Below are 24,643 nucleotides of genomic sequence, written 5' to 3'. Positions count from 1 at the left end.
CCGGCTCCATTCGGGAAGCCGGCTCATTTCGGGAAGTCAGCGCTGAGCGTGAGGTCACGCCAGGCGTCGAAGCCGGTTCTGAGGGTGTCCAGCCGGGCCGAGGCGACGTCGTACGCCGTCCTGCCCAGCAACAGGCGGAGCGGCGGCTCGTCGGCTCCGACCGCGGCGATGATCGCCTGGGCCGCCCGTTCAGGGTCGCCGGGCTGGTTGCCGTAGGTCGCCAGCGTGGCGGCGCGGCGCGCGCCCGCCGTCTGCGCGTAGTCGTCGATCCGTACGGGAGACTGGCGCATGGAAGGGCCGGACCAGTTGGTACGGAACGCGCCGGGCTCCACGATCGTGACCTTGATGCCCAGCGGTGCCACCTCCGCGGCCAGCGATTCCGACACGCCTTCCACGGCGAACTTGGTGGCGTGGTAGTAGCCGGTGGCGCCGAAGGCCGCCAGGCCGCCGAGCGAGGAGACGTTCACGATGTGGCCGGCGCGGCGGGCGCGCATGCCGGGGAGCACGGCCTTGGTGACGTCCAGCAGGCCGAAGACGTTCGTGTCGAACAGCGCGCGGGCCTCGCGGTCCTCGCCCTCCTCGACGGCGGCCAGATAGCCGTACCCGGCGTTGTTGACCAGGACGTCGATGCGGCCGAAGGCGGACTCGGCCCGCGCGACGGCCTCCTTGATCTGACCCTGGTCGGTGACGTCGAGCGGCAGGGGCAGGGCCCGGTCGCCGTGGCGGGCGGCCAGGTCCGCGACCTGCTCCGGGGCGCGGGCGGTGACGGCCGCGCGCCCGCCACCCTCCAGGACGGCGGCGGCCAGCGCCCGGCCGAGACCGGTGGAGCAGCCGGTGATGAACCAGACGGGCGTGTCACTGGTGGTCATGCGAGGAGTCACTCCAACGTGGTGGTGGTCTACGTGTTCACGCGGTCGTCGTCGTGCGCGGTCAGTGGTCGATACGCGGTCAGTGGTCGATGTGTGGTCGTTGGTCGTGCGCTGTGGTCGCTGGTCGGTGTGGTCGTTCCCGGGCGTTCGTTTTCGGGCATGACCGACCGGCGCGCCGGCCATCTCGGCGGGCGCGTGGCCGGTGGGGGATCAGTCCTCGGTGACGGGCGGTCGTTCGGCGGCGTGCGCCGGACGCCGTACTTCTTCCTCGGCCGTCAGGCTGCCCAGCAGGGCCAGCGCCTCCTCAGAAGGGTTGCCCGGGTCGGCCTGGTAGACGACCAGCTGCTGGCCGGGGGCGCCGTTCACGGTCAGCGACTCGTAGCGGAGCGTCAGCTCGCCCACCAGCGGGTGGCGGAACCGCTTGGTCTCGTGGGTCTTCTGGCGGATGTCGTGGCGGGCCCACAGCGTGCGGAAGGTCTCGCTCTTGAGCGACAGCTCGCCCACCACCTCGATCAGCTGCGGGTCGTCGGGGTCGGCGCCGGCCGCCGCGCGCAGCCCGGCGACGGTGTTGACCGCCACCCGGTCCCAGTCGGGATAGAACTCCCGCGCGTCCGCGTCGAGGAACACCAGCCGCACCAGGTCGCCGCTGTGGGCGTGTCCGGCGAACAGGGCCTTGCCCAGGGTGTTGCCTGCCAGCACGGTCAGGCAGCGGCCCAGCACCACCGCCGGCGTGTGGGGCCAGGCCTGCATCATGCGCAGCAGGTGCGGGCTGACCTGTTCGCGCCGGAGCGCCGGGCGCCTTCTGACGGACGGGCCGGCCAGCTGGTGCAGGTGGGCGGCCGCGTCCTCCTCCAGGGCGAGGGCGCGGGCCAGCGCGTCGACCACCTGCGCGGACGGGTGGCGTTCGCGGCCCTGCTCCAGCCGTACGTAGTAGTCGGTGCTCACGCCGGCCAGCTGCGCCACCTCTTCGCGGCGCAGTCCCGCCACCCGGCGGCGCGCGCCCGGCGGCAGGCCCAGATCCTCGGGCCGGAGCACCTCGCGGCGGGCTCGCAGGAACTGGCCGAGCAGGTTGTCCCTGTTCATACCTTCGAGGCTAGGACAGGAGCCGCTCGGGCAGGAGCGCGGAGGGTGGGTGGGCTACTCCCACGATCCCGTCCCCGATCCGGACGGCGGCGTCCGGATCGGGTAGCACCGGCTTTCCTCACTCGGGCCCCGGGCGGGGATCAGGCCGCGCAGGGCGCTTTGTACGGGATGCCGGCAAGATATTGGGCCCATTCGGCCTTGGTGATCGTCATCCCCGAAGTCTCGCAGACGTTCGCCCGCGCCTGCTCCACGTCGAGCCCCCACAGCTGGGCCGCGACGCCGGAGGTGCCGGCCAGGACCGTGCCCTCGGGGCCGAACTCGACGTCGTTGACCGAGCCCGACCCCGTGAGCACCGCCCACAACACCGGCCGGGCGCGGTCGGCGATGTTCCACACCCGGATGGTGCCGTCCCGTGACGCCGTGGCGAGCGTCCTGCCGTTGGCGTTGAACGCGGCGCCGGTCACGTCGGCGGAGTGCCCGGGCAGGATCGACAACCGTCGCGGCCGCTCAGGCTGGGCGACGTCCCAGAGCCGGGTCGTGCCGTCGGTGGCCGTCGTGGCGAGCGTCTTGCCGTCCGGGCTGAACCGCACGTCGAGCACGCCGCCGGTGTGGGCGGGGACGTTGGCCAGCCGGCGCGGCTCCGCGGGCTTGGACACGTCCCACAGCCGCAGGTAGGAGGAGCGCGAACTGGTCGCGATGACGCGGCTGTCCGGCCGGAACGCCACCGTGTCGAGCATCTCGTCGGCCACGCCCGGCGCCGCCACCCGCTTGGGGGCGGCGGGCGTGGACACGTCCCACAGGTAGAGTTTGCCGTCCTTGCCCGCCGTCACGACCTTCGTGCCGTCCGGGCTGTACGCCGCTGACCGCACGCCGTCCGTGTGCCCCTTGAGCGTGGCCACGAGCTTGGGAGTGGCGGGCTCGGAGACGTCCCACAGCCGGGCGGTCCTGTCGAGCGAGGCCGTGACCAGGTGCTCGCCGTCAGGGGCGAACGAGGCCGCGACGACGGCGGCGGTGTGTCCCGACAACGTCGACAGGGGCGTGGACACCGCGGGATCGGAGACGTCCCACAGCTTCACGCTCTCGTCGTCGGAGGCGGTGGCGAGGGTGTCGCCGTCCTTGGACAGGGCCAGCCCGCCGACGGTGGACGTGTGGCCGGTGAGCCTGGCGCGCGGCGATACGCGGGCGGCGTTGGCGACGTTCCACAGGCGGGTCGTGCCATCCACGGCGGAGGTGGCGAGGTTCTGGCCGTTCGGGCTGAACGCCACGCCGGTGACCGCGCCGCCGGAGCCCGCCAGCGTGGCGACGGCCTGCGGCGAGCTGGGGCTGGACAGATCCCACACGCGGGCGGTGCCGTCGGTGGAGGAGCTGGCCAGGATCTTGCCGTCGGGGCTGAACGCCACGTCACCGACCGTCGAGCCGTGCCCGCTCGCCGTGCCGACGAGCTTGGTGGCGGTGACGTTCCACACGTGCACCTTGCCGCTGTCGGAGCCGGTGGCGAGGTAGACGCCGTCGGAGGAGAACGCCACGCTCCTGACCGCGCCGTCCTGCGCGGGCAGCACCGCCAGGCTGGTCGGCTTGGCGGGAGTGCGTACGTCGAGCAGCGCGACGCCGCCGGTGGACGACGTCACGGCGATCAGGCTGCCGTCGGGGCTGAAGGCCACCTCGGAGATGTCGGAGCTCTGCTGCAGCACGGCCACCCGCTTGGGCTTGCGCGGGTCGGTGAGATCCCACAGCAGGACGGTCCGGTCGGCGGAGGCGGAGGCCATGATGGTGCCCTTGGGACTGAACGCCACGGAGAGCACGCGCTCTTTGTGCCCCTTGAGCGTGGCCATGGCTGCGGGCTTGGCGGTGTTGGAGACGTCCCACAGCCGGGCGGTCTCGTCGGTGGACCCGGTGGCGAGGATCCGCCCGTTCGTGCTGAACGCCACCGCCTCCACGCTGCCCGTGTGGCCCTTCACGACGCCCAAAGCCTTCGGGCGGAGGGGGTCGGCGACGTTCCACAGCCGGGCCGTGAGGTCGCTGGACGCGGTCGCGGCCACCCGGCCGTCGGGGCGGTAGACCACCCGCTCGACGGGCGCGGTGTGCCCGACGAGCCGCGCGCCGACCGGGCGCGAGAGCGTGCTGAGCAGCGCCCCGCGGGCCTCCGCCGTGGGCGAGACCTGGAAGGCGCTGAGCGCGAGCTGCGCCGCGAGCGACGTGTCGGGCATGTGGCCGGCGGTGGCGGCGACCTGGCGCGACAGGGCCTGGTCGCGTTGCGTGGCCGCCGTCGTGGCCTGGCTGCTCGCCTGACCTCGCTGCACCAGCGCCACCACGGCGCCGCTCACGGCCACGAGCAGGAGCACCGAGAGAGCGGCGATCACCCCGCGGGCGATCTGCACGCGGCGGTTCTGCCGCTGCTCCGACGCGTCGAGGAACTCCCGCTCCGTCCTGGAGATCACGTCCTCGACGGGCGCGGCCGGCGCCGGGCCAGGTCGCGCGGCGCCGCCGGGGCCCGCCGGGCTCGGCACGGGGCCGTGGGAGGCGGAGCCGGCGGGACGGCCGCCCACCACCGCGAGCGCGGCCGCGAGGCGGCCCGCGTCGTACAGGTAGGCGGGGTCCTGCTCCTGCTGCTGCCAGAGCTGGGCGTCCTCGGTCAGGCGGCGCTGGACGAGCAGCCCGGCGCGGCCGGCGTCGATCCAGCCGCCGAGCCTGGGCCAGGCTCGGATGAGCGCCTCGTGGGTGATCTCCGCCTCGTCGTTCCCCACGGTGACGAGCCGGGTGCGGACGAACTCGGCCAGCACCTGCCCGGCCACCGACGGGTTGCCCGGCAGCAGTTCGGCGAGCGCGACCCGCCGTTTCGTACCGCCGATCTGGTCGTCCACCTGGACCAGCCTGATCAGCAGGTCGCGCGCCATCGGCTCGAACTCCGCGCCGAGTCCTCGCAGGGTGTCCTCGGCGCTGCTCGCCAGCGCCCCGGTGACGCCGCCGGCCGACCGGTAGCCGGCCATGGTGAGCATGCCGCCGGAACGCCGCTGCCAGGTGGCCAGCAGGGCGTGGGACAGCAGCGGCAGCGGGCCGCCCGACCGTTCGAGCGCGTCGGCGTTCGCCTGGAGATCCTCCAGCAGCAGGTCGGTGAGCCCGGACTCCAGCGAGAGGCCGGAGCGCAGGGCGGGCTGCTCGATCACCGCGCGCAGCTCGGCCCCGGTCATGGGTGAGACGATCTCGGGCCGCTTCATGGCCTCCAGCAGGCCGGGGTAGGCCGCGCAGCGCCCGAAGAAGTCGGCGCGCACGGCGAGCACGACGGCCACGTTCCTGGACAGGTCGGCGAGCGCCTCGACGAACCGGCGCCGAGCCCGCTCGTCGGTGCAGGCGATGAACAGCTCCTCGAACTGGTCGACCACCAGCAGCGTGCGTCCCTTGACGCCCGTGAGCGCCCGCCGCGCCGCGCCGGGATCGGACTCGATGACCGCGCGCAGCCGGTCGGGCGCGCCGCCGCCCAGCGCCGCCAGCTCGCGCGCCAGCGCCGCCGTCGGCTCCGCGCCGGGGGTCAGCACGACGCACGGCAGCTCGTCACCGAGGTCGCGCCGCATGGCGGGGATCAGCCCGGCCCGCAACAACGACGATTTCCCGCAACCCGAGGCGCCGGTGACGATGAGCGGCCCGCCGGCCTCGAACGCCTGCGAGCCGACGACGACGGGCGGAGGGTCCTCCCGCAGGGCCTGCCGCACCCGCGTGGCCAGCGACCTCGTCGCGCTCTCCCGGCCGAAGAACAGCTCGGCCTGCTCGGCCGTGTAGGGGACAAGGCCGCGGTAGGGGCTGGACAGGTCGCCGGGCGAGGCGATCGGCGGGCCCGCATGGGGGCGGCGGGCCGTCTGGGCGGGGTTGAGCGCGAGCGGCGGGTGTTCGCCCAGGCCGGCGGCGGCCTGGCGGCGAGGGCGGGGGAACCCGCCTTCCGGGAGCACGCGGGCCAGGTGGTGATGGACGTGGTCGAGGGTTAAGTCGTGCGGCCCTGCGGGATCGCCTTCGTTCAGCAGCCGCAGCAGCGCCCCGCTGAGCGCCGTGTGCCGGACGCCGGGCAGCGCCCACGAGTTCTCGTCCTTGGCGGACGACGCGAGCACGTGAGCGCCCGGCCAGGGCGCGTCGATCACCTTCTCCATCGCCTTCGCCGGCACGGGGCGGCCGGCGCCGGTGAAGCAGCAGTCGAGGACCACGACGGTGAGCTCGGCCCGCGAGGACGACAGGATGTCGCGCACAGCGGAGTAGGGGAGCGCCTGGTAGCCGGGCACCCCGTCGCCGAGGTCGATGGTGGCCCGCGTCGCCAGGTGCGGCTCGTCGTCGGGCCCGAACACGGCGTGGCCGATGTAGTGGAACATCAGCACGGAGGTGGCCTCGCGCGCCGCCCGCTCGAGCGCCTCGCCCAGGTTGGCCGGGGTCGCCGGGTCGAGCAGCACGTTCAGGCCGGACGTGGCCAGGCCCGCCCGCTCCACCAGGCACTGGGCGACGTCGTTGACAGTCGGCGGCACGGCGGGCACCTGCGGCAGCCGCGACGGCGCACGGTGCGCGCCCGTGCCCGCGACCAGCACGCGGGCGCCTTCGTCCGACAGCAGCAGGGAAGGACGGCTTCGCCGTGGAGGCCACACCAGCCGGGTCTTCTCGAGCGTCGCAGCATCGTCCTCGGTCATCCGGCGCTCCACGGCATGGGGAGATGGGTCGGGCACGGTTGTCGAGGGCGCCGTGCGCAGCGACATCAGCTCACCGGACGACCCCCCGATCGGCGTTGTACGCAGGGAATCAGGCGAGCTGGCCCGCCTTTCCCGATTGACAGGGTACGCAGGTCTCCGCCCGTCGTCGAGTCGGCCGTCACCAGTTGGCGGGCAGCCCGGGAGTCGTGGCGGGCAGGGTGTGGCCGGGCGGGTGGATGACGTACGCCACTCCGCCGCTGCTCGAACTGCGGAGCCACACGTTCTCGAAGTTCGCGCGCGGATAGACGCGGCGTACGGTGGAGTTGCCGGAGGAGGCCGGGTCGTTGGCGATCACGTCGCCGGCGGAGGTGAAGCCGACGATCACCATGAGGTGGCCGTTGGTGCCGTATCCGGCTCCGGGCAGCTCGCTCTCCTTGAACGACTGCGAGGTGACGACCGGGATGCCCGCCTTGATCAGCAGTTCCAGCTCGGTCAGCGAGCGCAGCCGGGTGACGAACCCGTCCATCCCGTACCGTCCCGCGTAGGCGGTGTTGAACGGCCAGTTGCCCGCGCCTTCGTAGGCGTGGTCGTAGGTGTAGCGGGCGGCGTAGTCGACCTCGGGATTGGGATCGGAGGGGTCGACCCAGGAGGTGTCCTGGGCGCTGGGCCATTTGTCCCAGTAGCCGAGGACCATGGTGGTCGAGGTCGGGCTGCACCATGCCTCGCCGCCGCCGTCCCACTCGGGGTAGTGGCCCTGGTGCACGTTCTGCGAGCGGCGCGGCACGTCCAGCTCGGTGCCCCAAGCACCGCCGCCGGGGCTGACCGGCACCGACTTGCGGTCGGGCACGTGGGAGGCCATGACGCCGGACGTGCGCACCCGCGGCGTCACCGAGGAGCCGGGCGCGCGGTAGAGGGTCAACCGCAGCTGGTAGGCGGTCATGGGTTTGCCCGCGGCTGCGACCAGGGTGTCCACGGCCACCGACGCGTCGCCGTCGCCCTGCCCGGGCACCGACGTGCGGCGGATGTCGCCCTCCGCGTACGCCCACCTGCCCAGTGAGTACCACTTCGTGAGGCCCTCGGCGTTCCTGGCGCGGGTCTCGACCTGCATCCATGAGCGCGGCGGGACGTCCGCCGTCCAGGAGGCGACCAGTTCGGTGGCGGGAAACCCGACGGCCCGCTCGGTGCCCGTCCAGCGCGCGTGCTCCCATGTCCTGGTGCCGAGCGCGTCGGTGTAGGAGACGGTGCCCGCGGCCGAGCCGAACGTCAGCCCGTCGCCCGCCGTGGTGCCCTCGGCCGTGCCGGTGGCGAAGTCGGCCCGCTGGAAGACGACGTCCGGGGTGACGTCCGCGGTCCCCGCCGCCGAGCCCGCCGCCGAGCCCGCCGCCGCGCCCGCCGGAGCGGCGGACGTCGTGGCGATGAGCAGGCTTGACAGCAACGACATGAAGGACAGGAAGGACAGGAACGACAGGAATACGGGCGGCGGCGTACGCATGGACCCACCTTCTCCGAAGGCGCTCGATCCGGCTGACAATAGGCGCAACCGGTCTGTAAAGCATCGGGAAATCTACGTATCGTCATCCCACCTTCATGACGGGATTTTCCGTTCCGGCCTGCATGAACACTGATGGGATGGTGACGATGCGCAAGAGATAAGAAATGACCCCCGGGAAGTGTGACATGCGGAAATATGTGATCATGGGCGTGCAAGGGAGCGGCAAGGGCACCCAGAGCGCCCTGCTCGCCGATGACCTCGATCTGGTGCACATCAGCGTGGGCGACATCTTCCGCTGGCACGTCAAGAACCACACCAAGCTCGGCGCCCAGGTGCGCCGCCTCGTCGCGGCGGGGGAGCTGGTGGGGGACGACCTGGTGGAGGACGTCGTCCGCGACCGGCTCCAGCAGCACGACTGGAACTACGGGTTCATCATCGACGGCTTCCCGCGCAACCGCCGCCAGGCCGAGTTCTTCCTGGAGAGCTACGACCTCGACGGGGTGATCCATCTCGACCTGCCGGACGAGGAGGTACGCCGGCGCGTCCTCGCCCGGCGGCTGTGCTCGCGCTGCGGCATGGACTACAACCTGATCGCGCACCGGCCCTCGACCGAGGGGCGCTGCGACGTGTGCGGCGGGGAGCTCGTCACCCGGACGGACGACACCCCTGACGCCCTGGCCAGGCGGCTGCGCGACTACCACACCAAGAACGATCCGGTCGTGGAGCTGTTCCGGCGCAAGGAGTACGTCATGACGATCGACGCCCGCGCCGACAAGACCACGGTCCAGCAGGCCATCCGCACCCGCCTCGGCCTCCCGCCCCATTCCGGGGAGACCGCGTGACCGAACCTCCCGGCCGAGCTCCCTGCAACCGGTGAAACCCGGTCGAGGGTGCCGTGAAACCGCCGCCGCCGAGAGTGGGGCCATGAGCATCACAGAACTCGGACGTACCGGCGGCGGCCCGGCACCCGGCGGGGGCACCGATCCCGCCGTACGCACGGAAGGGCTGGTGAAGACGTTCGTCGAGCACCGTGCCGTCGACGGGATCGACCTGAACGTACGCGCCGGTGAGATCTTCGGCGTCCTCGGCCCGAACGGGGCCGGCAAGACCACCATGTTGCGGATGCTGGCCACCCTGTTGACGATCGACGCGGGCCGCGCCGAGATTTTCGGGGTCGACGTGGCCGGCAACCCGCACGTGATCCGCCAGCTGGTCGGCGTCACCGGACAGTACGCGTCGGTCGACGAGAACCTGACGGCCCGCGAGAACCTCTGGCTCTTCAGCCGCCTGCAGGGCATCGCGGCGCCGCGCGCCCGGCGCGTCGCCGCCGAGCTACTGGGGCAGTTCGGCCTGGAGGAGGCCGCCGACAAGGCCATCGCGCAGTTCTCCGGCGGCATGCGCCGGCGCCTCGACCTGGCGGCCAGCCTGATCACCAGGCCTCCGCTGATCTTCCTCGACGAGCCGACCACAGGTCTCGACCCGCGTACGCGCGGCCAGATGTGGGGCACCATCCGCGGCCTGGTCGCCCAAGGGTGCACGGTGCTGCTGACCACGCAATACCTGGACGAGGCCGACCAGCTGGCCGATCGCGTCGCCGTCATCGATCACGGCCGCAAGGTCGCCGAGGGCACCCCCGACGAGTTGAAGACCGCGGTGGGCGACTCCGCCCTCCAGTTGCTGCTCACCGAGCCGGACGACGTGCCCGCCGCCGTGGAGGTCGTCCGGCGCGTCCTCGGCTCCGACCCGGTGCTCAGCCCGGAGCGGGGCCGCCTCAACGTCGCCCTCGACCAGGCCGACCTGGCCGGCGAGGTACTGATCGAGCTGCGTACCGCCGGGGTGTCGATCTCCTCGGTGAGCGTGGCCAAGCCCAGCCTGGACGAGGTGTTCCTCGCCCTCACGGGCCATGGAACGGGGGAGGAGCGATGACCACCACGATGGCACCCGCCCGCGAGGCGGTCAGTGCCGCCGACCGCGTGGCGGCCGCCAGGCGGCGCGTCACCGTGGGGGAGACGCTCGGTCAGACCATGACGATGGCGTGGCGGGCGCTCAAGAAGATGCTCCGGAACCCGGAGCAGTTCTTCGACGTGGCGTTGCAGCCCATCCTGTTCACCGCGATGTTCGCCTTCATCTTCGGTGGCGCCATCTCCGGCGACGTGGAGAGCTACCTCCCCCTCATGGTCCCCGGCATCCTCGCCCAGACCGTGCTGACGACGTGCATGGCCACCGGCGCACAACTCCGCGAGGACATGGAGAAGGGCGTCTTCGACCGGTTCAAGTCGCTGCCGATCGCCCGGATCGCGCCGCTCGCCGGGCCGATGGTGGCCGACCTCCTGCGCTACACGATCGCGGCCACGCTGACCTTCGGCATGGGCCTGGTGATGGGCTACCGTCCGGGCGGCAACGCGGGCGGCGTGCTCGCCGCGATCCTGCTGGCGATCTTCACGGGCTGGTCGCTGGCGTGGGTCTTCACGTGGGTCGGCACGATCGCCAGGAGCGCCCAGGCCGTGCAGGGCATCTCCATGATGATCTTGTTCCCGCTGACGTTCCTGTCGAACGCGTTCGTCCCCGTCGAGACCCTGCCCGGCTGGCTGGCCGCGTTCGTCCGGGTCAACCCGGTCTCACACCTGGTCACGGCCGCCCGCGACCTCGCCAACAGCGCCCTCGTCAGCGGAGAGGTGGCCTGGACGCTCCTGGCGTGCCTGATCGTCATCGCGATCTTCGCGCCGCTGTCGGTACGCAGCTACAAGCGGCACATGTGACCGCCGCCGTCACGGCCGGAGACCTGTTCGACCTGCCTGCGGGCCTCGTCGAGCAGGTCGGAGCCGCGTCGGCCGCCGTATCCGGCCCGCACGGCGGCGATCATGCCGGGCGCGGCCCGCTCCGCGTGCGGCTCGATCCGCTCGAAGGCCATGGTCGGCATGCTGCTGTTGAACGAGAAACGCTCGGCCAGCACCAGCAGCCTGATGGCGTCGCGGGGAGCCGTCGCCTCCCGTAGCAACCCCCACGCGCCGAGCGCGAAGAGCATCGAGCCGCACAGCGGGAAGTCGAGCACGGGGGCGGACACGGCCAGCATGTCGTGGCTCCGCACGGCGGAGAACAGCTCCTCGCCGTAGCGGACGTCCTCCGGCTGGGCGTGGTACGCGTACGCCGTCAGGGTGACCGATTCCGCGATGATCGTCCAAGGTATGGTGTCCGTGCGCGGCACCCCGGGCAACCGCAGGTCGCGAGCCCGCTGGACGGCCCGGCGGTATTCCGCGAGCGCGGCGGCCGTCTCGCCGCGGGCTAGGGCGAGCTCGGCCGCGCACAACGAGACGAGCGCCGCCCCGCCCAGCACCGCCTCGTTGTCGTTGATCCGGACGATCGTCGCGAGCTCGGCCTCCGCGGCGCCGACCTCGCCGTCGGCCAGCGCGGAGGTCAGCAGCACCGCGCGGAGCTGGGTCTCGTCGTCGACGGCGCCCAGCCGGCTCAGCGCCGGGATGGCGGTGCGCGCGTGCCCGACCGCCCGCCGATGGTCGCCGAGGTGCGTGGCCAGGTGAGCCAGCACGGCATGCGTGGTCGCGGCGATCCATGGTCCTTCATCGTCGTGGAGCATCGACAGGGTCTGCTCGGCGGCCTCGGTCGCCCCGGTCAGGTCTCCCGCGTTCTCCAGGAAGTGGACGCTCGCCTGCGCCGCCGCCAGGGCCACGTGACGGTCGGGGCTCCCGCGCAACTCCTCCAGCCGGCGGCGTACGTCGTCGCCGTCGCCGCACGCCAGCACCACCGTGGCCGTCGCCGCCACGCGGGGATCCGTCGCGTCACTGGTGGGCAGCGTACGCAGGAGGTCGCGCAGCGGGTCGCTGTGGCGGCCAGTGATGATCATGGTGTTCATGAGCGTGATCAGAACGGCGACCCTGGCCGACTCGACGAGGTCCGGCGGCGGCGCCCAGCCGCTGACCACGTCGGTGATCGCGTCCAGGAGCACGAGGATCCTGACGTGGTCGCCGCGGATCGACCACAGTGCGCCGACACCGACCAGCAACTGGACCGCCGTGGCGGGATCGGGCTCGCCGAGGGCCTGTCTGAGCAGGTCGGCGAGATTGCTCTCCTCGGCCCGCAACGCCTCCGCCGCCGCGAACTGCGCCGGGCCGAACAGGGCGGAGGCGTGTTCCTCGGCGTACGCCGTCGCCCAGGCCAGCTGCGCCGCCCGGGCGGGCGCCTCCTCGCCGGCCTCCTCCAGCCGCATCCGCCCGAACTCCCTGACGGTCTCCAGCATCCGGTAGCGCAGGCCGTACGCCGTCTCGCGGACGCTCAGCATCGACTGCTGGGTCAGCGCGTCCACGGCGCCCAGGGCGTCCAGGCCGAGGACGTGCTCGGCCGCGGCCAGCGTGAAACCGTCGCCGAACAACGACAACCATCGCAACGCCCGCCGTTCCTGCTCGCCCAGCAGGTTCCACGACCAGTCGATGACCGCGAGCAGCGTCTGGTGCCGGTCGGGGGCCGTACGGTTCCCGCCGCGCAGCAGGGCGAACCGGTCCGCCAGGCGGCGCGCGATCTCCTCCACCGACATCACCCGCACCTTGGCGGCGGCCAGCTCGATGGCGAGCGGCAGCCCGTCGAGGCGGGCGACGACCTTCTCGACCACGCCCTCCTCGATCCGCACACCCGGGCGGGCGGCCGTGGCGCGCTGGCGGAACAACTCGACCGCGTCGCCCGTGGGCAGCTCGCCGAGGAGGTAGACGCGCTCCGCGGGGATCGACAAGGGGGCACGTGAGGTGATGAGCACCCGCAGGTCGCGGGTCGTCACGGTCAGGAACGCCACCAGGTCGGCGACGGCCTCGATCACGTGCTCGCAGTTGTCCAGGATCAGCAGCGCCGGAGCCTGGTCGAGATGCCGGGCGATCCGGGCGCGAACGTCGGAGCGCTGCTCGGCGGTCAGGGCACGACGCCCGCTGACCGAGTCGCGGACTCCGAGCGCCGAGCCCACCTCGCCCACCACGCCCTCCGGCGAGGAGACGCCGACGAGCTCGACGAAGTGAGCGACGGGCTGCGCGGCGTTCCTGCCCGCGACGTGAGCCAGCCGCGTCTTGCCCAGCCCGCCGGGGCCGACGACGGAGACCACGCGATGGGCCTGCACCAGGGCGTGCACCGCGCTGATGTCGCCGTCGCGGCCGAGCAGCGAGGAACCGTCGAACTGGATGCCCGCGCGCACCGGCCGGTCCGCGGCGAGGAGCTCGGCGTGCACGCGGGCGAGCTCGGGCCCTGGCCCGGTGCCGAGCCGGGCGACCAGGCCCGCGCGATACCGCTCGTAGCGCTCCAGAGCGGCGGCGGCACCGCGTACGGCGGCCTCGCTGCGCAGCAGGCAGGCGAGCAGCTCCTCGTCGTGCGGCCGGTCGGCCGCAGCCTCTTCCAGCAGCGGCAGCGCGCTCTCGTGAGCGCCGCTCCTGCCCCGTGCGATCGCCGCCACGCGACGCGCCTCGGCGACCTGCGTCGCCGCGACGTCCTTCAGCTCGGCGAGGGCGCCCGTGGCGCCGTCCACGCCGCCCGCCACGAGACTCATGGCCTCCTCCGCGCGGCGGACCGCGAGCGCCATGTCGCCCTGGCCCAGCGCGGCCCGTGCCTGCTCCACCAGCGCGCCGAGCAGCAGCGCGTCCACCTGATCGGCGGCCAGCCCGAGCCGGTAACCGCGCGGGACCCGCACCACGACGTCGGCGCAGGTCGCCGCCCTGGTCCGCGAGACGACCACCTGCAGCGCCTTCGTCGGGTTGGCCGGCGCCTCGTCGGGCCACAACTCCTCGACCAGGCGCTTGTCACCGGCCCCTGCCCGTCCGTGCAGGGCGAGCACGGCCAGCAGGGTATGCGCGCGATCACCGACCACGCGCGCACCCATACGGAAGGCCGCGTACGGAAGGCGCGGCCGAGGGAGCTCGTCGCCTCCTGCCGCGGGATGGTTTGTCGATGACCGCCGGTCGGGACTACGTTCGAATACCATGTGTGGCATTGCGGCTCTCTACAGCGAACCGACCGGAACCGACCCCCTCCATACCCGCGCCGCGGGCGAGTGGATGCTCTCACGCATCACGCACCGCGGCCCGGACGACAACGATCACCGGCTCGTCGGCGAGCGGGCGTGGCTCGGGCACACCCGGCTGTCCATCGTCGACCTCGCAGGGGGAAGGCAGCCGATGGCCGCACCCGACGGCTGGTCGCTGGTCTGCAACGGGGAGATCTACAACCACACCGACATCCGCAAGGGCCTCGGGCAGGAGTGGTTCGCCACCGCCTCCGACAGCGAGGCGGCGCTCGTGCTGCTGCGGATGTGCGGGCCGGACGCGCTGAACCGGCTCCAGGGGATGTGGGCGCTGTGCGCCGCCGCACCCGACGGCCGGTTCGTCGCCGCCCGGGACCCGCTCGGCATCAAGCCGCTGTACTGGGCGCGCACCGCGGACGGCGCGCGCTTCGCCTCCGAGCTGCGGGCCTTCCCGCCCGAGGCGCAGGCCGCCACAGAGGCGTTCCCGCCCGGGTGCTACTGGACTCCGGAGACCGGCCTGGTGCGCTTCGCCGAGGCCGTACCACGGGGCCGCACACGCCGGTGGGACGGCGTCCCGGCCGCCGGCGCCGAGTCGGCCACCCGCGAGGTGCTGGCCGACTCCGTCATCCGGCACCTGATGGCGGACGTGGACGTCGGCGTGTTCCTCTCAGGCGGCCTCGACTCCAGCATCGTCGCGGCCGTCGCCGCCGCCGAGTACGGATCGAGGGGCGAACGGCTGAAGACGTTCGCCGTCGGCGCCCCTGGATCGCCCGACCTGCTGGCGGCCCGCGAGGTGGCGGAGTTCCTCGGCACCGAGCACCACGAGACCCTTCTCGACGCCGACCGGGCCATCTCCGTCGTGGACCGGGTGGTGGCCTCGGTGGAGTCGTTCGACGCCAGCCTGATCCGCAGCGCCGTACCCAACTGGTTCCTGTCCGAGCTGGCTGCCCAGCACGTCAAGGCGGTGCTGACCGGGGAAGGGGCCGACGAGCTGTTCGCCGGCTACGACTACTACCACCGCGGCCACGCGGCACCCGGCCGGCTGCAGCGCGAGCTGAAGCGCACCCTCGGCCGGCTGCACGGGCTCAACCTCCAGCGCTGCGACCGCGTCACGATGGCGCACGGCCTGGAGGCCCGCGTCCCCTTCCTCGACGCGGACGTCATCGCGCACGCCATGTCCCTGCCGCCCGAGCTCAAGTCACTGGAGCCCGACGGCATGGAGAAGGGACACCTGCGCCGCGCCTTCACCGGCTGGCTGCCCGAGCGGCTGCTGTGGCGGCGCAAGGTGCAGTTCGGCACCGGCAGCGGCGCCCAGGACCTCCTGACGCCGCACTTCGAGGCACGCGTGGGCGACGGCGAACTGGCCGCGGCGGTCCAGGAGTCCGGCATCGAGCTGCGTACCAAGGAAGAACTCGCCTACTACCGGATCTTCCGGCGGGCGCTGCCCGCCGTCCGTCCCGACGCGGTGCTCACCCGCTTCGCCACCGCCTGAACCGGCCATGGCCATGCCGGAAGGCTCCTGGGCGACCGCGACATCCGTGTGCCGGGGCGGGTGAGCGCAGGTCAGGGCGCCTTCACCACCGCGTCGATCTCCACCGGGCTGCCATAGGGCAGTTCGGACACCCCGACGACGGTGCGGGCAGGCCTCGGCTCGGGCCAGAGGTCGAGGAACTGCTGGTTGGCCACATCCCGCAGGGCGATGTCGGTGACAAAGTAGGTCAGCTTCACCACGTCTTCCAGCCGCGCCCCCACCGTGGACATCCGCCGCCGCATGGTGTCCACCGCCGCGTCCAGCGCCGCCCGGCCGCCGGCCACCACGGTGCCATCCTCCCGCAGCGGCAGCGAGCCGGAGACGAAGACCAGCCCGCAGGCGACCGTGGCCGGGCTGTACGGATGTTGCGGATCAGTGGTCATGAAGAGCCTCCTGGAGGTCGGGCTGGGTCAGTACGCGAGCGAGCAGTTCGGGATTCACCGAACCGCCGCTGAGGATGGCCACGTGCTTGCCGGCCGTCTCCCCGGCGAGGTAGGCGGCGAAGGTCACCGCGCCGCTGGGTTCGGCGACGAGCCGGGCGTCCACGGCCAGGCGCCGTACGGCGTCCAGGATCTGCTCCTCGCCGACGGTCACGATCTCGTCCAGATGGCGGCGGATCTGCTCCCACGGCACCACGCCGAGGCCAGTGGTGCGCAGGCCGTCGGCCACGGTCCGGTACGTCTGCTCGGGTTCCCACGCGACGCGCCGGCCCTCGCGCAGGCTCTGCGCCGCATCCGAGGCCAGGTCCGGTTCCACCCCGATCACCAGGGTCCTCGGCCGCAGTGGGCGGCATGGCACTCAAACCCTTCGGCCCGGTTCTCGGCGGGACACCGGCTGCGGCACTGGGCGGCGCGGTGGCGCTCGTCGTACTGGGCGGGCTGCTTGGCGTGACTGCTGCTGTAGCTACGCTCAGCCGAGAGTTGCGCCGCTTCACCGGGTACGTCTCCCCTGCCGGAGGTGACTCCCTCCAGCCGGGGACAGAGCCCGGGCAGGTGCCTGAATAGGCGCTGATGGCGCACTTCCTCGACGGCGGACATCCATCTGTGAGCAAGATCGCTGCCGAGCGCCGTGACGGCTACCCTCTCGTTCAGACGGGACGAGCCCATCAAGAGGTGGTCGGCAGTGACTTGGTTGTGACCACAGGTGCCGGCTTCCACCGCAGTCAGACTCAGCACCTTCCGTGCACGAACCGTCAGGAGACGCTCCAGAGGTTGATGAAGGGCCGTCTTCTTCCGGCTCAGCCTCTTCAAGCTCTTCAGCGTGGCGCGATGGGAACGTGATGCGGTGAGGCCCGGTTGACCTCTCCTCCGCCGTCGCCTGCGTTCCGGATGTGAGGCGGGGTTGCCGAGCGAGGGCTGGAGAGGCCACTGCGGGTTTCCGCCGACCGTGAAAGCAATGAGGGAGATCGGACTATACACACCGACATAGCCCACCTCGTCGAGAGGCGACCGATGCCCAGGCCCCCTACGTGACAGCTCCCCAACATATGGACGAATCCACCGAGCTGCGGCTCTCCGCCGCCGAACCCGAACGCTTCGCCGCGATATTCGACGCGCATTTTGCCGAGATCCACCGCTATGTGGCGAGCCGGTTGGGGCTGAGCGCCGCCGAGGACGTCGTCGCCGACACCTTCCTCACCGCGTTTCGTAACAGGTCGCGCTACGACGCCGCCCGCAGCAGCGCCAGGACGTGGCTGTACGGTATCGCGACCAACCTGATCAGCATGCAGCGCCGTGCCGAGATGCGCGCCCTGCGGGCGATGGGCCGCCAGCCACCCGACCTCACGGTCGAGGGACCAGAGAACCGGGTCGTCACCAGCGTCACGGCCCAGGAACTGCAGCCGGCCATCGCCCAAGCGATCAGCTCGCTCAACGACGGCGACCGTGACGTGCTGCTGCTCGTGGCCCTGGCCGAGTTGAGCCATGAGGAGATCGCCGCCGCACTCGGCATCCCGTACGGGACCGTGGGGTCCCGGCTCAACCGCGCCAGGAAAAAGGTGCGCGCGGCCCTCGGCGACACCAACCCCATGCACGACGCCCAGCCCGGCAGCTCAGAAAGGACCCCTGGCCGTGGATGACCTGAAGATGGTGCGTGAGGCCTATGGTGAGATCACGCCCGACGCGCGGCTGCAGCACGGCATCCGGGCGAGGCTCGCGCTGGAGGCGGGCGGCGGCGCGGCATCCATCCGTGCCCGTCCCCGGTGGCACAGGCGGGCCGTAACACTGGGAGCCATCGCCGCCGCGGCCGCGGTGACGATCACCCTGACGATCACCGGCGTCGGCCGCACACCCGTCCCGCCGACTTCCCGGGGGGAGCTCTCCGCCAGGACGATCCTCCTCGCCGCGGCCGAGCGGGCAGAGGCGGAACCGGAGGGACGATTCTGGAGGGCCCACGCCGTGGAGGCCCTCGCGGGCCTGGTCGACGGGGCCGAGCCGTACACGATCCTCGTCCCGCAGGAGATAGACATCTGGCGCCCCCGCTCGAAGGAGGGCACCCACGTGGCCTTCGAACGAACACTCTCCGCGCGCCCGCTGACGCAGAGGGACAGGCGGGCGTGGGAACGGGCGGGCTCGCCCACGTCCTTCACCTACCGCGACAGCCGGTACGTGGCCACCGGCGCCCCCGCCGACACCGGCTGGAAGGAGCAAAAGACCACCCCGGAGGACAGCAAGCGGCTGGTCAGCCGGATGTGCGCCCAGGAGCCGGACCCCAAGGGATGTGAGGAGGCCGCCGCCAAAGACGCCGTCACCGCCGCCAAGGCCCCCGAACGGCAGGAGATGGCCGCGGATCCCAGCCGGTTCCAGGAACTGATCTTCCCGCCGGGCTCCGAAAGCTGGAGTGCGGCGGAGAAGCTGCAGCGGGGCTTTTCCTTCCTGCTGTTGGAGGCGTCCTCCTCCGAGGTCAGGGCCGCGACGTTCCGTCTGCTCGCCGGCCTGCCCGGTGTACGGACCACGAAGGGCGTGACGACCTCCGACGGCCGTAGCGGGATCGCGATCGCCGCGGACGGCGAGATGCGGGACGGCAGCGCCGCCTTCGAGTACACGATCACTCTTGAGCCAAATACCTACCAGCTCGTGAGCGGCAGGAAGACCGTCAAGGGCGGGTCGTTCCGCGGGCTGGGGCCGGGCACTCTCCTGGAGGAGACCGACGTCCACATGGCAGGCTGGACCAGCGAGGAACCGCACCACGACTGACCATCCTTCCGGCTTCCTGCGCATCAGCGAGGACGGCCCGCTGCCCGGGGGGATGGTCAGTGGCGTGGGTGGTGAGGCATGGGTGTCGCCGGGCAACGCCTGTCGCTCTGGTCGACCAAGGGCTTCCTCCCGTCCTGGTTCATCCCGCCCGGCGATGGAGCCCGCTCGTGGTGCAGTCCCGCGTGGCCACGATCAGCGGAACATCTCAGCGCGGGTCCGGCCGAGCAACTCCACCAGGGGGTCGTTGGCGGCGGTCGGCAGGCCCGATCCCCACACAAAGAACCCCGCATCCCAGCACAGGGGAGTGGAGTCCTCGCATGTCAGGGGCTACTTGGCCAAATGCCGACTGATGACCAGGCGCTGGATCTGGTTGGTGCCCTCGAAGATCTGCATGATCTTGGCCTCGCGCATGTAGCGCTCGACCCGGAACTCCCGCGTGTACCCGTACCCGCCGAACACCTGCACCGCGTCCGTCGTCACCTTCATCGCCGCGTCCGTGGCGACCAGCTTGGCGACGCTCGCCTGCCTGCCGTACGGCAGCCCCGCGTCGCGGCGGCGGGCCGCGTCGAGGTACGTCGCCCGTGCGCTGTCCACCCCGGCCGCCATGTCGGCGAGCAGGAACCCGAGCCCCTGGTGGTCGATGATGCGCTTGCCGAACGTCTGCCGCTCCTTGGCGTAGGCGACGGCCTCGTCGAGCGCGGCCTGGGCGAGGCCGGTGGCGCAGGCCGCGATGCCGAGCCGGCCGGAGTCGAGGGCACCGAACGCGATCTGCAGCCCTTGCCCCGCCTCGCCGATGAGCCGGTCGCCGGCCAGGACGGCGCCGTCCCAGTGGGCGCTGGTCGTGGGGATCGCGTGCAGGCCCATCTTCTCCTCCGGGCGTCCGAAGGAGAGCCCTTCGGCGGTTCCAGGGGCGAGGAAGCAGGAGACACCGCGAGACCCCTCACCGGTGCGGGCGAAGAGGGCGTAGAAGTCGGCGATCCCGCCATGGGTGATCCACGTCTTGTTGCCGGTGATCCGGTAGCCGGTCTCGACCCGCTCCGCCTTGCAGGTGAGGGCGCCGGCGTCGGATCCGGCCTGCGGCTCCGACAGGCTGTAGCCGCCGACGAGGCGTCCTGCCAGCATGTCGGGCAGCCACCGCTCGCGCTGCTCGGGCGTGCCGTAGGCGTAGACGGGGAAGCAGGCGAGGGTGTGCACGCTGGTCGCGACCGCGACGGCCGCCCACCGCATCGCCAGTTCCTCGATCACCTGCAGGTAGACCTCGTACGGCTGCCCGCCGCCCCCCAGCTCCTCCGGATACGGCAGCCCGAGCAGCCCGGCGCCGCCCAGCGTGGCGAACAGCCCGTCGGGGTAGGTCTCGGCGCGTTCGTGCTCGTCCACCCGGCGGGCGAGCTCCTTGTCGGCGATCTCGCGCGTCAGGTCGATGAGGTCCTTGGCGTCCTGGTCGGGAAGCAGACGGTCGACGGTCACGGTCACTCCTGGGTCGGGGCGGCGGGCTCGTCCAGCCGCGCCAGGGCGGTCCTGGCGCGCTCGCGGAAGTCGGCGACCCGGGCGAGCTTGATGTCCTCGTACCCGCGGATCAGGTCGGGCAGGCCCGCGATTTCGGCGACCACGGCAGCGGTGCCGGGGGTGAGCCGGGACAGGGCGGCGCGCACCAGTTCACGATATTCGGTGACGAGCTCGCGTTCGACGCGGCGTACCTTTGCCTGGCCGAACACGTCGAGCGCCGTCCCGCGCAGTACCCGCGCGGCCCGCAGCCCGCGGAACAGCACGGGGGCCGAGCGGCGCAGTTTGATTTTGCGCTTCATGCCCATCGCGCGCAGCAGCGGCGGGTGCAGCAGCACGGACACGGCCGCGTCGGCGCCGAACTCGCGCTCGCGCCGCTCCTGCTCGGCCGGGTCGAGGTGCAGGCGGGCGACTTCGTACTCGTCCTTGTAGGCCATGAGCTTGTGCAGGCCCCGGGCGTAGACGAGGGCGATCTCGGCGCCTGCCTGCTCACCGGCGCGCTGGACCGCGGTGGCGCGCACCCGCAGCACGTCCTCCGTGTACGAGCGGGCGTACGTCGCGTTCTGGTAGCCGGTCAGGTCGGCGGCGCGCGCGGCCACCACCTCGTCGAACCCTTCCGGCACCGGCGCGGGCGCCATGATCTCGCGCACCGCGGCGGGGTCGGACACGGCGGTGCGGCCCCAGCGAAAGGCGGCGAGGTTCTGCTCGACGGAGGCCCTGTTGAGGGTGATGGCCCGTTCGATGGACGCGGCCGAGACCGGCAGGCAGCCGAGCTGGTAGGCGGCGCCGACCAGCAGCAGGTTTGCCGGCATGTGGTCGCCGAACAGGACGTCGGCCAGCTCGTGGGCGGCCACGCACTCGACGGTCTTGACGGCCGGCTCGACGCGGGCGACCGCGCCGGCGTGGCCCGGCACCGGTGCGCGGCCGGTCACCATGGCGGCGGTGGGCACGACGGAGGTGTTCAGCACGGCGATGGTACGTTCGGGTGCGGCCACGGCCAGGTTGGCGTCGGCTGCCGCGCCGAGCAGGTCGAACCCGATGAGCACGTCGGCCATGCGGTGCGAGGCGCGTACGGAGCCCGCGAGCGGGCGCGGTGAGATCCGCACGTCGCTGACCACGGGCCCGCCCTTCTGCGCCAGCCCGGTCTGCTCCAGCCCGGCCGTGTGCAGGCCGTCGAGGTGCGCCGCCATCTGCAGGATCTGCGAGACGGTGACGACGCCGGTGCCGCCGATGCCGGGCATCCTGATGAGCACGTCGTCACCCACCCGGACGGTGGGCTCCGGCGGCTCGGCGGGCAGCGGCGGAGCCTGGTGTGGCCGCTTGGTGCCCGGCTCGACCAGCAGGAACGACGGGCAGTCGCCCTTGAGGCAGCTGAGGTCGGTGTTGCAGGACGCCTGGTGGATGCGGGTCTTGCGGCCGTACTCGGTCTCGACCGGCTGCACGGACAGGCACGTCGAGACGTCGCCGCAGTCGCCGCAGCCCTCGCAGACCCGCTCGTTGATCACGACCTTCTCGGTGGGCGCGGGCAGCTTGCCGCGCTTGCGCAGCCGCCGCTCCTCGGCGGCGCACCGGTCGTCGTGGATGAGCACGGTCACGCCGTCGAGCGCGGCCAGCTCCTTCTCGACCTCGGGTAGGTCGTCGCGGTGCCGTACGGACGCGATCGGCGCCAGCCGCACCCCGCGGTACGTCTCCGGCTCCGGCGTGGTCACCACGACGCGGCGCACGCCCTCCAGCGCCAGCTCCTGCGTCAGCGTGGGCACGTCGAGCCGGCCCTCCGCGCGCTGCCCGCCGGTCATGGCCACGGCGTCGTTGTAGAGCAGCTTGTACGTCATCGTCACCCCGGCGGCCACCGCCGCCCTGATCGCCAGCGAGCCGGAGTGGTGGAAGGTGCCGTCGCCGAGGTTCTGTACGAAATGCCGGTCCTCGGTGAACGGCGCCAGCCCGATCCACTGCGCGCCCTCGCCGCCCATCTGCGTGATGCCGACCTGGGTGCCGCGCCCGTGCCCGTCCAGCGCGATCATGGCGTGGCAGCCGATGCCGACGCCGACGAGCGTCCCGTCGGAGGTGCGGGTGGAGGTGTTGTGCGGGCAGCCCGAACAGAAGTACGGGGTGCGCGCGGCGACCAGCGGGAGCAGCGGCCGCGGCTTCTTCGCCTGGCCCTCGCGCTGGCCCTCGGCCGGGCCGGTGGGGGCGGCGGTGACGGCGGACCGGGGCAGCCGGTCGGGATCCAGGCAGGCGACCAGGGCCTTGGCGACGTCCTCGGCGCTCAGGGTGCCGCGGGCGCTCAGCAGTTCCCTGCCCAGCACGGCCGGCACCCGGTCGCGGCCGTACAGAGCCTGCTTGAGCTGCCCCTCCAGGAACGGCACCTTGTCTTCGACCACGAGCACCCGGTCGAGGTCGCACGTCATGGTGGCCAGCTCGGCGTGGTCGAGCGGGAACGGCATCGCGAGCCGGATCAGCCGCAGCCCGGCGTCGTTCAGAGCGGAGCGGTCGAGGCCCAGGTCGGCCAGCGCCCGCAGGACCACCGCGTACGTCGTGCCGGACGCGACGATCCCCAGCGCGGTGTTGCCCTCGCCGGACATCACCCGGTTCAGGCGGTGTGCGCGAGCGTACGCGCGGGCCAGGTCGAGGCGGCGGGTCAGCAGGTCGTGCTCGGCGTCCAGCGCCGCCGCGCCCAGCAGGATCGGGGACGACGCGCGGGCGGCGCGGTCCGGGGCGGGGATGTGCGCGCGCAGCGGGCCGAGGTCGACGGTGGCGGACGCGTCGGCGATGTCGGCCACGATCTTCAGCCCTGCCCAGAGCCCGGTCGCGCGCGACAGGGCCACCGCGTGCAGCCCGAACTCGATGATCTCGGCGACCGAGCCGGGCGCGAGCAGCGGCATGGCCAGGCTCTGGCACATCGGCTCGCACGAGCTGGGCAGGGTGGACGACTTGCAGCCGGGGTCGTCACCGATCCAGGCCACCGCGCCGCCGAGCGGGGCCGTGCCCGCCGTGTTGGCGTGCCTGATGGCGTCGGCGGCCCGGTCGAGGCCGGGGTTCTTGCCGTACCAGAAGCCCGTCACGCCCTCGTGGCGGCGTCCCGGCACCTGGTCGAGCAGCTGGGTGCCGGCCACCGCCGTGGCCGCCAGCTCCTCGTTCAGGCCCGGCTTGAACACCACGCCCATCTCGCCCAGGAACCGCGACGCCCGCCCCATCTCCAGGTCCACACCGCCCAGCGGGGACCCTTGGTAGCCGGACACGAACGCCCGCGTGTCCAGCCCGCGCGCCCGGTCGAGCCTGCGCTGCTCCAGCGTCAGGCGCACCAGGGCCTGAACGCCCGAGATGAGCACCCGACCGTCGAGCGCCGCGTACTTGTCGTCGAGTGACACGGGGGCGGGAGTCTCGCTGGGGCTCATGCGGACCTCCTGGCTTCGTACGTGGGATTCCCAGCACAGCAATGCGGGCACACGATGCGCAAGTATGAGATGAGAAAGCGCTCGCAAGACGCAAACAATGTACGGCGGCACGCCTGATGGTCGAAGTTGTTTGCGCCCAGGGGAAGGTTCTCGCATGCCGGACGTCGACGACATCGACCACCAGGTGCTGCGCCTGCTACGGGAGGACGGGCGCAGGACGTTCTCCGAGATGGCCGAGCGGGTCGGCCTGTCCGTGGCCGCCGTCAAGCGGCGCGTCGACCGGCTCAGGGACCTGGGCGTGATCACCGGGTTCACCGTGCAGATCGACTACGCCAAGCTCGGATGGGGCATCGAGGCGTTCACCGAGCTGCGCTACCCCGGCACCACCCCGGTCAGCGAGATCGTCCGCACGGCCACCGACGTGCCCGAGGTGCAGGAGGTCTTCACCATCGCCGGCGACCCCGACGCGCTGATCCACGTACGGGTGCGGGACCTCGGGCACCTCCAGCAGGTCATCGACCGGCTGCGCAGGGCCGGCGACGTGACGGGCACGAAGACGCTGCTGGTGCTCGGGACGTGGACGCGTGACGCGCTGGCGCCGCGCAGCGGCTGGAATCAGGGGATCCCGCTGGCCCGGTCGCGGCGGGAGAAATAGCGTACGAGCAGGCCGATCGCCAGCAGTACCGCCGTCCCGAGAACCAGCATCCAGATCGACACGCCGGTCATGGGCAGCGGCCGCTGGTCGAGCCGCTCAGCGCGCGGCGCCCGGTCGTGCGCCGCGGAACGGGGCTCGTGCCGGCCCGCCCGCTCGCCGGGGGCGGCGTCGCGCGGCTCGTGCCTCGGCTCCGCGCGGTCCGTGTCCCTCTCCTTCCGGGGCTTCGCGGCGGGGGCGGGCCCGTCGTCGTGGG

The 24,643-nt window shown here is 72.3% G+C and carries 17 protein-coding genes; 7 read left to right on the top strand and 10 right to left on the bottom strand.

Annotated elements, in window-relative coordinates:
- Positions 1–23 precede the first annotated feature (23 nt).
- From E1294_RS14875 to E1294_RS14860, 4 genes are all read right to left on the bottom strand, one after another.
- Positions 24–869 carry an oxidoreductase gene (locus E1294_RS14875; RefSeq protein WP_132508868.1) on the bottom strand — a complete coding sequence of 282 codons (846 nt, stop codon included), beginning with the start codon at positions 867–869 and terminating at the stop codon, positions 24–26.
- Between the two features lie 210 nt (positions 870–1,079).
- Complete coding sequence (locus E1294_RS14870) at positions 1,080–1,952, bottom strand: helix-turn-helix domain-containing protein (RefSeq protein WP_132508866.1); 873 nt, start codon at positions 1,950–1,952, stop codon at positions 1,080–1,082.
- Between the two features lie 140 nt (positions 1,953–2,092).
- The gene (locus E1294_RS14865) at positions 2,093–6,613 is read right to left on the bottom strand and encodes a WD40 repeat domain-containing protein (RefSeq protein WP_165977284.1); all 4,521 of its coding nucleotides are present in this window, start codon (positions 6,611–6,613) and stop codon (positions 2,093–2,095) included.
- Between the two features lie 178 nt (positions 6,614–6,791).
- The gene (locus E1294_RS14860; RefSeq protein ID WP_281284433.1) at positions 6,792–8,105 is read right to left on the bottom strand and encodes a C39 family peptidase; all 1,314 of its coding nucleotides are present in this window, start codon (positions 8,103–8,105) and stop codon (positions 6,792–6,794) included.
- Between the two features lie 185 nt (positions 8,106–8,290).
- On the opposite strand from E1294_RS14860, the gene E1294_RS14855 reads away from it, so the two are divergent.
- The 3 genes from E1294_RS14855 (at position 8,291) to E1294_RS14845 (ending at position 10,864) form a co-directional block, all read left to right on the top strand.
- Positions 8,291–8,947: an adenylate kinase family protein gene (locus E1294_RS14855; RefSeq protein WP_132508862.1), complete on the top strand. Its 657-nt coding sequence runs from the start codon at positions 8,291–8,293 to the stop codon at positions 8,945–8,947.
- A gap of 82 nt (positions 8,948–9,029) precedes the next feature.
- A complete protein-coding gene (locus tag E1294_RS14850; RefSeq protein ID WP_132508860.1) occupies positions 9,030–10,031 on the top strand; it encodes an ATP-binding cassette domain-containing protein in 1,002 nt (333 codons plus the stop codon).
- Positions 10,028–10,864, top strand: a complete 837-nt coding sequence (locus E1294_RS14845; RefSeq protein WP_132508858.1) for an ABC transporter permease — start codon at positions 10,028–10,030, stop codon at positions 10,862–10,864. The genes E1294_RS14850 and E1294_RS14845 overlap by 4 nt, the downstream gene beginning before the upstream one ends.
- Here the strand turns inward: E1294_RS14845 and E1294_RS14840 are convergent.
- Positions 10,846–13,959 carry an ATP-binding protein gene (locus E1294_RS14840; RefSeq protein WP_246083020.1) on the bottom strand — a complete coding sequence of 1,038 codons (3,114 nt, stop codon included), beginning with the start codon at positions 13,957–13,959 and terminating at the stop codon, positions 10,846–10,848. The genes E1294_RS14845 and E1294_RS14840 overlap by 19 nt on opposite strands.
- Positions 13,960–14,071: 112 nt before the next feature.
- Here E1294_RS14840 and asnB point away from each other — a divergent pair, with 112 nt between their 5' ends.
- Positions 14,072–15,604 (top strand): asparagine synthase (glutamine-hydrolyzing), encoded by a 1,533-nt coding sequence (gene asnB, locus E1294_RS14835; RefSeq protein WP_132508854.1) that lies wholly within the window; start codon positions 14,072–14,074, stop codon positions 15,602–15,604.
- Positions 15,605–15,675: 71 nt separating this feature from the next.
- Here asnB and E1294_RS14830 read toward each other — a convergent pair whose 3' ends face one another.
- Both E1294_RS14830 and E1294_RS14825 read right to left on the bottom strand, forming a co-directional pair.
- A complete protein-coding gene (locus tag E1294_RS14830) occupies positions 15,676–16,026 on the bottom strand; it encodes a RidA family protein (protein ID WP_132508852.1) in 351 nt (116 codons plus the stop codon).
- Complete coding sequence (locus E1294_RS14825; protein WP_132508850.1) at positions 16,016–16,441, bottom strand: pyridoxal-phosphate dependent enzyme; 426 nt, start codon at positions 16,439–16,441, stop codon at positions 16,016–16,018. Before E1294_RS14825 ends, E1294_RS14830 begins: the two co-directional genes overlap by 11 nt.
- A 688-nt stretch (positions 16,442–17,129) precedes the next feature.
- On the opposite strand from E1294_RS14825, the gene E1294_RS14820 reads away from it, so the two are divergent.
- Complete coding sequence (locus tag E1294_RS14820; RefSeq protein ID WP_132508848.1) at positions 17,130–17,720, top strand: RNA polymerase sigma factor; 591 nt, start codon at positions 17,130–17,132, stop codon at positions 17,718–17,720.
- Positions 17,713–18,837: a hypothetical protein gene (locus tag E1294_RS14815; protein WP_132508846.1), complete on the top strand. Its 1,125-nt coding sequence runs from the start codon at positions 17,713–17,715 to the stop codon at positions 18,835–18,837. Before E1294_RS14820 ends, E1294_RS14815 begins: the two co-directional genes overlap by 8 nt.
- Before the next feature lie 327 nt (positions 18,838–19,164).
- Here E1294_RS14815 and E1294_RS14810 read toward each other — a convergent pair whose 3' ends face one another.
- Together E1294_RS14810 and E1294_RS14805 are read right to left on the bottom strand one after the other, a co-directional pair.
- Positions 19,165–20,304 (bottom strand): acyl-CoA dehydrogenase family protein, encoded by a 1,140-nt coding sequence (locus tag E1294_RS14810; protein WP_132508844.1) that lies wholly within the window; start codon positions 20,302–20,304, stop codon positions 19,165–19,167.
- Between the two features lie 2 nt (positions 20,305–20,306).
- The gene (locus E1294_RS14805) at positions 20,307–23,735 is read right to left on the bottom strand and encodes an indolepyruvate ferredoxin oxidoreductase family protein (protein WP_132508842.1); all 3,429 of its coding nucleotides are present in this window, start codon (positions 23,733–23,735) and stop codon (positions 20,307–20,309) included.
- Between the two features lie 154 nt (positions 23,736–23,889).
- On the opposite strand from E1294_RS14805, the gene E1294_RS14800 reads away from it, so the two are divergent.
- Complete coding sequence (locus E1294_RS14800; RefSeq protein WP_132508840.1) at positions 23,890–24,390, top strand: Lrp/AsnC family transcriptional regulator; 501 nt, start codon at positions 23,890–23,892, stop codon at positions 24,388–24,390.
- Here the strand turns inward: E1294_RS14800 and E1294_RS14795 are convergent.
- Positions 24,351–24,643: LPXTG cell wall anchor domain-containing protein (locus E1294_RS14795; RefSeq protein WP_132508837.1), on the bottom strand; the 293-nt coding region annotated here is incomplete at its 5' end. The two genes, E1294_RS14800 and E1294_RS14795, sit on opposite strands and share 40 nt — an antisense overlap.

Source organism: Nonomuraea diastatica (assembly GCF_004349015.1).
In the GTDB taxonomy this organism is placed as follows: Bacteria; Actinomycetota; Actinomycetes; order Streptosporangiales; family Streptosporangiaceae; genus Nonomuraea; species Nonomuraea diastatica.
Note: the sequence above shows the minus strand (reverse complement) of the source record. Positions and strands in the feature narration are given on the sequence as shown.